At 72.0% G+C, this 12005-nt stretch carries 8 protein-coding genes and 1 pseudogene; 4 read left to right on the top strand and 5 right to left on the bottom strand.

Annotated features, from left to right (window positions below):
- Both AB0F81_RS47345 and AB0F81_RS47340 read left to right on the top strand, forming a co-directional pair.
- Positions 1 to 341: pseudogene (locus AB0F81_RS47345) on the top strand (hypothetical protein); the annotation flags it as partial.
- Positions 342 to 3892: 3551 nt separating this feature from the next.
- Positions 3893 to 4912 carry a hypothetical protein gene (locus AB0F81_RS47340; RefSeq protein ID WP_360210316.1) on the top strand — a complete coding sequence of 340 codons (1020 nt, stop codon included), beginning with the start codon at positions 3893 to 3895 and terminating at the stop codon, positions 4910 to 4912.
- Positions 4913 to 5385: 473 nt separating this feature from the next.
- On the opposite strand, the gene AB0F81_RS47335 is transcribed toward AB0F81_RS47340, so the two are convergent.
- On the bottom strand, positions 5386 to 5634 hold the full coding sequence (locus tag AB0F81_RS47335; RefSeq protein WP_360210314.1) for a hypothetical protein: 249 nt from the start codon (positions 5632 to 5634) through the stop codon (positions 5386 to 5388).
- A 167-nt stretch (positions 5635 to 5801) separates the two neighbouring features.
- Positions 5802 to 6314 carry a helix-hairpin-helix domain-containing protein gene (locus AB0F81_RS47330; protein ID WP_360210312.1) on the bottom strand — a complete coding sequence of 171 codons (513 nt, stop codon included), beginning with the start codon at positions 6312 to 6314 and terminating at the stop codon, positions 5802 to 5804.
- 16 nt (positions 6315 to 6330) lie between these two features.
- On the opposite strand from AB0F81_RS47330, the gene AB0F81_RS47325 reads away from it, so the two are divergent.
- Positions 6331 to 6987 carry a hypothetical protein gene (locus tag AB0F81_RS47325; protein ID WP_360210310.1) on the top strand — a complete coding sequence of 219 codons (657 nt, stop codon included), beginning with the start codon at positions 6331 to 6333 and terminating at the stop codon, positions 6985 to 6987.
- Positions 6988 to 7170: 183 nt separating this feature from the next.
- On the opposite strand, the gene AB0F81_RS47320 is transcribed toward AB0F81_RS47325, so the two are convergent.
- The gene (locus AB0F81_RS47320; RefSeq protein WP_360210308.1) at positions 7171 to 8538 is read right to left on the bottom strand and encodes an APC family permease; all 1368 of its coding nucleotides are present in this window, start codon (positions 8536 to 8538) and stop codon (positions 7171 to 7173) included.
- Positions 8539 to 8642: 104 nt separating this feature from the next.
- On the opposite strand from AB0F81_RS47320, the gene AB0F81_RS47315 reads away from it, so the two are divergent.
- Entirely contained in the window at positions 8643 to 9065 is a 423-nt protein-coding gene (locus AB0F81_RS47315) for a universal stress protein (protein ID WP_360210306.1), read from the top strand.
- 13 nt (positions 9066 to 9078) lie between these two features.
- Here the strand turns inward: AB0F81_RS47315 and AB0F81_RS47310 are convergent, their stop codons facing one another.
- A complete protein-coding gene (locus tag AB0F81_RS47310; RefSeq protein ID WP_360210318.1) occupies positions 9079 to 10938 on the bottom strand; it encodes a glycosyl hydrolase family 28-related protein in 1860 nt (619 codons plus the stop codon).
- A gap of 191 nt (positions 10939 to 11129) precedes the next feature.
- Positions 11130 to 11852, bottom strand: a complete 723-nt coding sequence (locus tag AB0F81_RS47305; protein WP_360210304.1) for a class F sortase — start codon at positions 11850 to 11852, stop codon at positions 11130 to 11132.
- Positions 11853 to 12005 lie beyond the last annotated feature (153 nt).

The following is a 12005-nucleotide window of genomic DNA, read 5'->3' as shown; positions in this document are numbered from 1 at the left end:
CTGCCGGAGCAGCGGCCGCGGTGGTGGGCCAGCCGCCGGCCGGCTGCCCGGGGATGGGCGCGGTCGTCTGCCAGTCGGCGGGCGCGTTGGCCGGCCAGGCTTCCGGCCCGCTTTGCTGCCAGGGGTCGGCGGGCGCCCCGGATGAGGGCGCCGCCCCCGGCCAGGCGGCAGCGCCGGAGGTGGGCGCGGTGCCGGGCCACGCTGAGGTTGGCTGCCCGGAGGTGGGCGTGGTGCCAGGCCATGGCGAGCCCGGCTGCCCGGACGTGGGTGCGGTGCCAGGCCATGCCGAGGTCGGTTGCCCGGATGTGGGTGCGGCGCCGGGCCACGGCGAGCCCGGCTGACCCGATGTGGGTGCGGTGTCAGGCCACGGCGAACTCGGCTGGCTGGACGTGGGCCGGCTGGTTCCGCCTGAGGTGGCTGCGGTGTCGGGCCACGGCGAGGTGGGTTGGCTGGAGGTCGGTCGGCTGGTTCCGCCTGATGTGGCTGCGGTGTCGGGCCACGGCGAGGTGGGTTGGCTGGAGGTCGGCCGGCTGGTTCCGCCTGATGTGGCTGCGGTGTCGGGCCACGGCGAGGTCGGTTGGCCGGAGGTGGGTTGGCTGGCGCCGCCTGAGGTCGGGGCGGAACCGGGCCACGGTCCGGCCGGCTGGCCCGGTGCGGGCGGGGCATCGGGCCACGGCGCACTGGCCGACGGCGGGGGCGTGCCCTGCCAAGGGTCGGCCGGACTACCTGACGTGGGTGTGCTGCCCGGCCACGCGGCCGCTGCCGCGGCCGCGCCGGCGGCCACGCCGGGCCACGGTCCTGCCGTTTCATCCGTCGGCGGTGCGCTTTCCGGTCGCGGACCCGCCGGGCCCCCGGAGGTCGGCGCAGTCGTGGCCGGCCAGGGTTTGGCCGTGCCGCCGGGCATGCGCCCGGCAGATGGCCAGGCCGCATCCGGGCTGCCGGGCGCGGACGTGGCGGCGCCTTGCCCGGCAGCGGCTGGAGTCCCGGATACAGGCGCGTCGGCGCGCTGGCCGGTGGCCGCCGAGCTTCCGGTTGTGGGTGCGTCGGCGCGCTGGCCGATAGGCGCGGGACTGCCGGTTGTGGGCGCGGCGGGACCTTCTCCGGCCGGGATTCCCGAGGTAGCGGCGGCGGCCGGCCATGCTGTCGCCGGGCTGCCGGAAGTCGGCTGCGAAGCGCCGTGCTCGCCCGAAGCCGGTTTAATGGCCTGCTGCGCCCCGGCCGAATCGCCTGCCAACGGCGCTGCGCCCGCTGACGAGAGTCGTTCATGCGATCCGGTCTGTGCGCGTGAGGGCGAGGTGAGCCACGGGTTGCCGGGACGGGTACCGGCTCGGCCAGGACTCGAATCGCCGGAGACCACCGGCCCGACTGCCTCTTCCGGGGCCTCTCCGGGCCACAAGGTGCCCGCCCCTGCCGCACCACCGGCAACGGGTTCGTGCGGGGTGGGCATGGCGGCTCTGCCCTGCACCCGCTCCGGCCTGTTCGGCTTCGGCGGGGTGTCCTCCGACGCGGGTGTTTCCGGCTCGTCGACCGGGCGGATGCCGTTCGGTGACCCGGTTGCGTCAGCTTCGGACGTATCCGAGGATCCCGCTCCGTTGGACGCGAAGCCCGGCTTGTCGTGGGCTCGACCGACGGCTATCCCGCCGCCGCTCGTCGCGGCGGCGTCTTCCGTATCGGAACGCGGTGCTACTTCCTCACCGCTTCGTTCGCCGGTCGCATCCTTGGTCGTTGGGGCTGCCTGCGCTGCTACCTCGGCGTCGCGATGTGGGGCCGCTGCCTCCTCGCCGGCCGGGCCGTCGCCCGCCGGCTCACTCGGAGCAGCCGACTGCGAGGCGTCGTCGGTGCGGTGAGTCGAGGGTGCCTCATCGCTGCCCGGGTGGTCGGCGGCAAGCCCACCTGGTGCCTCGGCGTTGCCCGGGTGGTCGGCGGCAAGCCCACCCGGTGCCTCGTCGCTGCCCGAGTGGTCGGCTGCAAGCCCACCTGAAGTGGCCCGCTGCGTTGCGTCGTCGCCGGTCCGAGGCTGTTGGCCTGGTTCGCCGGACGAGTCGTCGGTCCCAGACCCGCCGGTAGCCGCTCGCTGCGTGTCTTCGCCGCTGGGCGGATTTTCGCTGGTCAGGCCACGTTCAGCGACAGTCGGCGCCGGGTCTTCGTTGCTGCTCAGGTTTCGCGGTGCCTCAGCGTCGTCCTGACCGGCCCTGGTGCTCTCACTGGCTTCGTCAGCTCGCGGCGGTCTCGAGTCGTCCAGCGGTGGGGTGGCGGGTTCGGTCTTGTCCGTTGCTGCGGGTTGCTGAGCGTCCTCCGCGGGGCGCGCTTCTTCCGCCGTCACGGGGGTCGCGACTGCCTCGTCACCCGGTCGCTCGGGCGGGGATTCGGCGGGTGCCGTGGTGGTTGATGACGGCTCGGGCGCTTCCGGCGTACCGGATGGGCTGCCGGACCCGGCAGCCGCCGGCGGCGAAGTGGGGGTGGTGGGGCTCGACCAGCCAAAACCTCCCGGCGTCGAGCTGGGCCAGCCACCGCTGGCAGACCAGGTCTGCGCCGCCCCCGGCGCAGCGGGAGAAATCGGGTGCCGCGAGGCGTCACGCTGCGCGGGCACGACAGGCGTGGGAGCCGGCCCACTCGATGCGGTCTTCTCCGAACCAGAGGAGCCGGCAGACGTCTCCGCGCTCGCCGCCGCTGAACCGCTTTCCTGTGCTGTTCCCACGGCGGACCCAGCGGCCGCACCGTCCTCCTGCCGCAAACCCGCCGGCACAGCCGCAACCGACGCACGCCCGACAACACCGGCGGTTCCCTGCGATGGTGCTCCGCCCTCTGACGGCACGCCCTGCGAGGCGCCGCCGGCGTTCCCGAGCGCCGGGCTCGCGCCGGTAGGCGATCCTGACCCAGGGGGTGCGCCGGGCGGGAATGGTCCAGGTCGGGCTGATGCCGGGCTTGCGCTGGTGGGCGATCCGAGCCCGGCTGTCGCGCTGGGCGGAAATGCTGCGGGCCGGTCCTGTGCGGGGCCGCCGCTGGTGGGCGATCCGGGCCCGGCGGGTGCGCCGGGCGGGAACGGTCCAGGCCGGTCTTGTGCAGGACCGCCGCTGGTGGACGATCCCGGAGCCGCAGGCGCACCAGGCGGGAACGGCCCAGGTCTGTTCACCGGCGGGCTGGACTCTGCCGCACCTGACGCGGCTCCAGGCGGTGTTCCGGCCGCTGCTCGAGGCTGCCCTTGCCCGGCAACTGGCGGGAAGGCCGACGCGGCACCGGTCGCGGTTCCGGCCGGCATTTGCCCGCCGCCCGAGGCGGCGGGCCTGGGCAGTGCCTGCGCTGCTTCGGGCGAGGTGATGCCAGGCGTTGATTGTGCAGCGCTCGGCGAGGACCTGTCAGTCGGCATTTGCGCTGCGTGTGGCGGGACGGCCGAAGGCACCGGCCCGGCCTGCGGCGGGACAGCTCCGGGCGGCACCGACCCGGCCTGCGGCGGGACAGCTCCGGGTGGCACCTGCGCCGCGTGCGGCGGGACAGCTCCGGGTGGCACCTGCGCCGCGCCTCGCGGCGGCGCACCGTGCGGCATGTGCCCGGCAGGCGGATAAGGCCCCGGCCCGTCCGCACCCGCCCCGGCCGGAACCGGCGCGGCGCCAGGCGGAACAGCGCCCGCGCCGGGCGAGCCATAAACCCCAGCCGCGGGAACCGGACCCGGCTGGCGCGGCACCGCGTTGAAGTCGGCGGTCGGATCGGGCATGACCCCGTTCGGCCCGGCCGCAGGCACCCATCCACCGGTCGCCACGTCGAAGTCTTCGGCGACCTCGCCGGTCACGACCAGGTGCGCCGTGCCCGCCGGGCCGTCCAGGGTGATCGAGCCGTCGAGGCGGCCCACCGTCGGGAACCACGAGATCCGCAGCAACCCGCCCTCAAGCCGGGCGTGCAATCCCTCCGTGCTGCTGCTCACCGCCGACGCCGCGGCCAGCGGCGGGCCCTGCACGGGCACGGCCGCAGCCAGCTGCCGGGTGCCGGGCGCGACCCGGCCGAAGTCCAGGGCCGGTTCGGCGATCCGCACGGAGGTTCGGCGCAGCGCGGCCGCGGCCGCCGCGGCCACGCGGCCTTCGCCGTTGGCCATGCGGCGCAGCGTCTCGCGCGCCTCGACGGCCCGGGAAAGATCTTCACCGGCCGCTGCGAGCGCAAGCTGGGCGATCAGCGCCATCTGGTCACTTCCCTGGCGTCGCACCCGAGACAGGTACGGCTGCCGCCCCGACCCGAACACCCACTGCCGAACGCTCGGATCGCGTTCACGCAGATGGTCGTGGAGTTCGCCGATGCCGATGAACCCGTCGCGGTCCCGGTCGGCGGCGCCGCTGCGGACCCCGTCGGCGATCAGGCCGGCGAAGGTCGGCGGCTCGGGTCGTGCGGTCGCGGCGATGACGACCCGGCTCTGCCATTCCGCGGACCGGGCCGCCCGGAAGTGGTGTCCGGCGTCCACCGGCCCGCCGGTCCGCCCGTCGAGCAGCACCACGGCCTGCCCGGCCCGGCAGCGCTGCAGCAGCACGGCGAGCTGCGAGACGTCGAGTGCGGTGTCCGCCGGGCGGCCCATCACGGTGTCCGACCCGGCGAGGAAAAGACCACCGCCGGGCCCGGTGAGCATGACGCCGCGGAAGTAGAAGAGGACGCTGTCGTCCTGGTCACGGCCCTCGAAGAGACTCTGCACCTGGCCGAACGCCTCCGGCACGCCGGGATCGTGCAGCAGGGCCACGTCGTATCCGCCGAGCCCCGGATCACCGAGCACCTCGGCGAACACGGGCACGTCCGCGGACGGCACCGCGAACCTGCTCAGCACAGGATCATCGTGGTGCTCGACCGTCACCACCACTGCCAACCGTCGCCCGCTCATCGCATCACCCTTTGTCCATGGTGCGATGTCGGAGGCCGCCACGAAACCCCTCGATGATTACGAACCGCCACGCATCCACGACGCAGCGTTGTTGATCTCGGGGTGGCCGGTTGTTCCCACGGTGTCCTCTTCGCCCCGCGAACGGCGATCTACCAGGGATGATGTTGCAAGCGCCGGCGCGCTTGCCGCGCTTTGATCAACTTCGATGTACGGATGATGCCAACATCGCGATTTCACTGGATTCAGTGGTGGTGAACGTTCGGGTCCGCCCAGTTCAGCGATCCTCGGCCGGGGCGCCGTGGCGCGAACTGACAGATAGCCGTCACGGCGACCTCTTGACCCGGGGGTCGGGTCGGTTGCCACTCGGTTGACCGAACGGATGGTCGACGGCTGCCGCTCAGGTGCCACATCGACCTGCCGAAAGTGTGAGCAGCGGCCGGCACGGCTCGCTTCCGGGGCGGTCTCGCCGGATCCCGGCCCGAGCGGAACCACGTTGTTCCGGAGCGGGACCGCGGGATGCCGTGCGCAGTTCAGACCATGAGGTCGAACGTCTGGCCGGTGCGCCGCAGGTGGGCCAGGTCCGCGGCGCGGGTGGCTTCGACCCGGGCGACCTCGTGCTCGGCGCTCACGATGGCGGCGCGGTCGGCGGTCAGGACGGCAGCGGTGGCGGTTCGCGGGCTGGTGTCCGCGGTGAGCTTCATGCGCGCGCTCTGCAGACGGCTCCAGGCGGCGTAGCTGTTCCAGGTCGAGGCGGTCGCGGCGCTGACGGACATCGACATCGGGGGGCTCCTCGTGGTGTTGCCGGTGGGGGACGGCCGCAACCATCGTCTGGCCCGCTCCCGGTATGCAACTTTTCGAAGTGGCCTGGGTCACACTTCGTTCGAGGGTCCTTGAATGGCGATCCGGCGCCCTTTCACCGAGCGCCGGATCGCCGTGCGGGGGATGGTCAGCTCTTGACGCCGACCAGCTCGCGAGCGCGCTCCGGCCAGGTCGCGAGGCTCGCCGAGCCGCGCATGCCGGCGGCGGTGACGGCCTGCTTCAGGCTGATGACGTCGGCGTCGGCCAGCTTCGCGTAGGTGGTGATCCCGGCGGCGGCCAGCGCCATCGCCATCTTCGGGCCGATGCCGGCGATCTTCGTGAGGTCGTCCGGCTCCTCGATCCCGGCCGGCGGTTCGAAAATGACGGGCTCGGCAGCGGCGGCCTCGACGGCGGCGACGGGCGCGGAGACCGGCTCCACGTCGGCCGGCTCGGTCACGGCGACCGGCGCGACGGCGACCGGCGCGGCAACCGGCTCGACGACCGGCTCGATCAGCGGCTCGGTCGCTGCGGCCGGCGCCTCCACCGGCTCGATGACGGCGGTCTTGGCCTCGACCAGCTCAGGCGTGCTCTCGACAACCGGCTCCGGCTCGGGCAGGTCGACAGTCGGCTCCGGCGAAGCGGCGGCGGGAGCAGCGACCACCGGCTCCGGCGAAGCGGTGGAAGCGGGAGCAACGGCCACCGGCTCCGGCGAAGCGGTGGAAGCGGGAGCAGCGACCACCGGCTCCGGCGAAGCGGTGGAAGCGGGAGCAGCGGCAACCGGCTCGGGCGAAGCGGCGGGAGCGGCAGCGGCGGCGACCTCTTCGGACGTCGCCGCCGTGTCGACCGTGGACTCAGCGGCCGGCTCGTCCATCAGCGTCGGCTTGCTCTCCGCGGCGGGAACCTCCACGGTCGGCTCAGCGTCGACCGCGACGTCGTCGGCCGAAGTCGTCACCCCGGCGGCCGGCGACACTGCCGGTGCCGGCGAGCCCGCATCGGCCGCGGCCGGGGAAGCATCGTCCGTGGACGGGGAAGCATCGGCCGTGGCCGGTGACGCGACGGCCGAGGAGGAAGACGCATCGGCCGAGGAGGAAGACGCATCGGCCGAGGAGGGGGACTCGTCCGACGCGACGGCGACGGAAGTAGCGGCAGCCGCGGGAGCTGCGGCCGGCGCGGTCACGGCCGGCTCGGCGGCGACCGGTGAGGTGACGACCGCCGGCGCGGCTTCGGCCGCCGGGTTCGTCTCGGCGGCGCGCTGGGGCCGCGGGGAGACGAGACGCCAGCCCCAGAGCAGCCAACCGACTATCACGCCGATCACGAGCCCGGCAGCAAAGTAGAGGAATGATGCCATATCGGGCCTCCGGTCAGGAGATGAGGGTGCATGTGGTAGCGGGCAGCTTCGCACATCCCTCGAAGCCGCCATTACCAGGGTGGCGATGTGCCACCATGCGATCCGACCTCGGCCGACGTGGATTTCCGGAGGGTCACCAACCCATGATCAATGTGCGATCGTCACTCGTTCAGGGGCGGGAAATCGCGCCCGGCACATACCGGTTCGTCGCATAAGTGATCGCCCACAGCACCACACCCACCAGAAGCAGCACTCCGGCGATCCGATAGTCGGCCGTGGCCCGCCCGGAGAGCGGGCTCGCCAGGAAGGCACAGGCGAGCGCGCCGAGGACCGGGATCACCGTGGGCGCCTTGAAGTGGTCGTGCTCCACCGGGTCGCGGCGCAGCACCAGCACCGCCACGTTCACCACGGTGAAGACGCAGAGCAGCAGCAGCGCGGTGGTGCCGCCGAGCGCGGCCAGGTCGGCGAACCAGATCAGTCCGAAGGCGACCGCGGTGGTGAAGATGATGCCCACCCACGGCGTACGCCGGGTCCGGTGCACCCGTCCGAGCACACTCGGCAGCACCCGCTCGTTGGCCATGCCATAGAGCAGCCGGCTCGCCATCATCATGTTGATCAGCGCCGAGTTGGCCACCGCGAACATCGTGATGAACGCGAAGACGGTGAGCGGGAACGCCGGCGCCCCGGCCTCGACCACCTTGAGCAGCGGGGTGCTGCCCTCGGCGAGGTCCTCCGGGCTGACCAGGGCAACCGCGGAGATGGCCACCAGCACGTAGATCACGCCGGTGATGCAGAGGCCGGTGAGCATCACTTTCGGGAAGGTGCGGACCGGGTCGCGGGTCTCCTCGGCCATGTTCACCGAGTCCTCGAAGCCGACCATCGCGAAGAAGGCCAGCGCGGTGCCGGCCGTGACCGACAGCGCGACAGCGTCGCCGGGCGGGGTGTTGAACTCGGTGAGCCGCGACAGGTCGCCGTTGCCGCCGCCGAGCGCCCACGCGCCGATGCAGATGACGATCAGCAGACCGGTCAGCTCGACGCAGGTCAGCACCACGTTGGCCTTGACGCTCTCGCCGACGCCGCGGAAGTTGATCAGCGCCACCAGCGTGATGAACCCGAGCGCCACGGCGGTCAGTGCGAACCCGTCGCCGATGGAGAGGTCGAACGCCTCGCCGAAGTTCCCCGCGAAGGCCTTGGAGGCACTGGACGCCGAGGTGAGACCGGAGCACATCACCGCGAAGGTCACCATGAACGTCAGGAAGTGGATCCCGAACGCCTTGTGCGTGTAGAGCGCCGCACCGGCCGCCCGCGGGTACTTGGTGACCAGCTCCAGATAGCTGAACGCGGTCAGCAGCGCCACCAGGAAGGCCAGCAGGAACGGCAGCCACACCGCGCCGCCGACCTCGGCGGCGACCTTGCCGGTCAGCGCGTAGACGCCGGTGCCGAGGATGTCGCCGACCACGAAGAGCAGCAGTAGCCAGGGCCCGATGACCCGTTTCAGTGTGGGCTGTTCCGATTCGGTCCTGATCGCATCAGCCATAGCTCGCCCCTCGTTCCGAAGCCACGGAAACACGGACCCTGCGGAACAGTGACGTTACCCGTACCTTGAGTGTCGGGAAACCTGGGAACTACTGGGAGGCCACCATGCGTATCGTGCTCGCCGCCAATCCCGAGGCCGATCAGCCGTGGGTCACCGACGCCGCCGCCGATCTGGTGCGGCAGACCGGGGCGTCGGTGGCGGTGGTCGCGGTCGACGAGCTGGAGACCGAGCATCTGGCGCCGATGCCGCGCAGCGTCTACACCGAGCGCGCCGAGCGCGCCGCGCAGGCCGCGACCCGCCGGCTGGCGGACGCGGGCATCGAGGCGACGCAGACGGTGGTGCTGCCGGGCCGGCCGGTGGATCAGATCATTCGGTACGCGGAGGAGCAGTCCGCCGACCTGATCGTGGTGGGGTCGAGTGCTCGCCCGCTGGTGGCGCAGCGTCTGCTGGGCAGTGTGCCGCTGAGCCTGATCGAGAAGGCGGGACGTCCGGTGCTGGTGGTCACCCACCCGGCGACGGGCGGGTGACCACCAGGTTCCACTAGGGCGCCGGGTACTCGGTGATGAAGACCGGCTGGCCGACCTTCGTCATGTCCGCGGCTTCGCCGACCCCGTTGACGACGTGGTTGATCACGCCGGCGCTGAGGTTGACGGTCATGATGTGGTGCAGTTTGACGCCCGGCGTCTTCGGCACCTCGAACCCGTTCTCGGTCTCGATCGACGGGTTGTTCTGGTTGAAGACGTAGACGCCACCACCGTGCAGGGTGTGCTTCCGAACCCGGTCGCCGACCTTGTAACCGGCGTAACCCTTGACGTTCCCGTTCATCCAGTCAGCCTGGGTGGGCGGGTCGTACGGCAGCTCGTTCTGGTAGAGCACGGTGGTGCCGCGCTCGCCGTTCCACACGGTGTTGTACTTCTGGAAGTGCTCGACGAACAGGCCGGTCGCGGTGACGTCGTCACCGTTGATGACCGCGCCGTACCGGCCGGTGTTGGTGCGCCACCGGTCGGTGTCCCCGTTGACGCCCTCGGTGAAGCCCTCGACGCCGTGGTCACCGCGCCACACCCAGGTGTGGTCGATCAGCACGTCGTCGCTGTTCACCTCGAGCGCGATGTTCGTCTTGCCGATGTGCGGGCCGCCGACGCGGAAGTACACGTCGTTCAGCGTCGTCGGGTTCGACGGGGAGCTGATGCCGAGGCCCTTCTTCTTGCCGACGCGCAGCAGGACCGGCGACTCCTTGAGCCCGGCGTCGATGGTCACGCCGGCCACGATCACGCCGGGCACACCCGCGACGTCCAGCGGGATGGAGCCGTTGACCGCGGTCAGCGTGGCGTGACCGAGGCCGAGGACGACGGTGTTCGGGCGCCACACCTCGATGCTGCGGGCGATGTCGTACACGCCCGGGGTCAGCAGCAGGTGCTTGCCGAGCGCCAGCGCCAGGTTGATCTTCGTGACCGAGTCGCCGGGCTTCGCGATGTAGAAGTCCGACAGCGGGATGGTCCGCCCCGGGCCGCTCCAGTTGGTGCCACTGGTGTTGCGCTGTGCGGAGGGCACGCGCACCTGGTAACGCCCGGAACCGTCGACGAAGAGGTACGGCTTCTCCCGGCTGACCGGCGTGGTCTCCAGCGTGGTGTACGGCGGGTTCGGGAACGCCGAGTCGTCCGGTGCGCCCTCGACGCCCGCGAAGACCTGGTTCCAGACCGCGTTGGACCAGCTCTCGACCTCGCTGTTGCGGGTCAGCCACTGCTGCTGCGAGCCGTTGGTGGTGGCCGGCAGCTTGGAGTTGGCGATGAAGCCGCCGCTGGCGTACTGCGGGCCGGCGGTGCAGTAGTCCATCAGCGACAGGGTGCCGCCGGTGAAGTTGACCCGCCGCAGCGAGACGGCCTGGGACACGGCCCAGAAGTTCGCCGTCTGCCGGCAGCCGTCCTGGCCCGCACCGTTGATGTTGACGGTGAGGTTGGACAGCGTGCGCCAGAAGTTGACCAGCGCGATGCAGTTCGGGTTGGCCGGGTCCGAGCTCAGGCAGCGGTTGTACGCCTCAACCTTGCCGTTGATCACGACGTCGCCCGGGTTGGCGCCGAGACCGGTGATCTCGGTGTAGTAGCCGACCTTGATCTGCAGCGGCTGTTCCGCGGTGCCGTAGGTGCCCGGCTTGAACAGGTACGCGTACCGCGCCGTACCCATCTCGTTGTTGACCTGCGCGGCGTGCGTGGCGTCCAGTTTCGCCTGGATCTCGCTCACCGGCATGCTGGGGTCGAAGACGGTCACGTTCGCGCCGAGGTTCGGCGTGCCGGCGGTCGCCGGTGCGGCGGCGGCCGGGCCGGCCGTGGCGCCCGCGGCGGCGACGGCCAGGCCGAGAGCGAGCGCTCCGGCAGTCGTGCGGCGCAGTGGGGTACGCCCCATGCGCTCGCGGATTCGGGTCATGCGGAGGTGTCCCTTCAGTAACAAGATCGCAATGATCCTGGTCACAGAAGCAATCGCCGAACCTCCATGTCAAGGGCTCGGATCCGGCATCCCGGGCAGACTCGGGCAAGGCGGTCGAGTTCCGGAACCGCCCTGTCCGATAAGTCCACTGGAACCGGTCCCGGAATCGCTTACGGGGCTCTTCGGGCGAACACCACGACGTTGCTCCGATAGCTTCCGCGGGACCGGTCGAAGACCCCGCCGCAGGTGATCAGCCGAAGCTCGGGACCGTCCACCGGTCCGTAGACGTCGGCACTCGGGAAGTCGTCCTTCGGGTGCGTGGTCACTTTCGTCACCACGAAATCGGCCACGGTGCCGTCGGCTCGGCGTACCGAAATGGGATTGCCGCGGCGCAGCTCGCGCAGGCGGTAGAAGACCGCCGGGCCGTCACGCGCCGTGTCCACATGGCCCACCAGCACCGCCGCGCCGGTCTCGCCCGGTGAGGGCGCGTTCTTGTACCACCCGGCGGGGGCGTCCGAGCGCAGCGGCGGCACGTCGATGGTGCCGTCGCGGCGCAGGCCGATCGGGGTGACCGGGGCGCGCAGCTTGATCGCCGGGATCTCCAGGCGCACCGGCTCGGAGCGGCGCATCCCACGGGCCGGCTCGGAGCGGCGCGTCCCGCCGGCCGGCGAGGGCGGAGCGCTGCGGGTGGGTGGCGGCGCCGGCGGTGCCTCGGTGCCCTCCACGGCGACCGGCGACGCGGCCGGGGCCGCCGCCTCCGGGGGCGGCAGGCCGTCCTCGATGCGGAAACCCATCGCGGTGATCACCGTGCCGAGCACAGCGAGAATCAGGGCAAAAGCCGCCGCCCGCCGGTCGCGGATCCAGCCGTGCCCGTAGTCGTCCGGCGCCCGCACTGCCTCAGCCGCGGGCCGGGCGGCGAATCGCATACGCCGCGGTGCCGGCCGCCGCGAGCAGCAGGAAGATGCCGGTGACCTGGAGCGCGAGGGGCCGGCCGGTGAGGCCGCTGCCGCCGCCCGCGTCCACGCCGCCGGCCGGGGTGCGGGTCG

Source organism: Actinoplanes sp. NPDC024001, from assembly GCF_040638955.1.
GTDB lineage: Bacteria > Actinomycetota > Actinomycetes > Mycobacteriales > Micromonosporaceae > Actinoplanes.
This window is presented reverse-complemented; position numbering and strand designations above follow the sequence as displayed.

What these genes read in the sequence shown, in the direction of transcription:
- AB0F81_RS47320 (WP_360210308.1), bottom strand. Translation starts at nt 8,538, where the DNA reads ATGGCTGATGCGATCAGGACCGAATCGGAACAGCCCACACTGAAACGG.
- AB0F81_RS47315 (WP_360210306.1), top strand. Translation starts at nt 8,643, where the DNA reads ATGCGTATCGTGCTCGCCGCCAATCCCGAGGCCGATCAGCCGTGGGTC.
- AB0F81_RS47335 (WP_360210314.1), bottom strand. Translation starts at nt 5,634, where the DNA reads ATGTCGATGTCCGTCAGCGCCGCGACCGCCTCGACCTGGAACAGCTAC.
- AB0F81_RS47310 (WP_360210318.1), bottom strand. Translation starts at nt 10,938, where the DNA reads ATGGGGCGTACCCCACTGCGCCGCACGACTGCCGGAGCGCTCGCTCTC.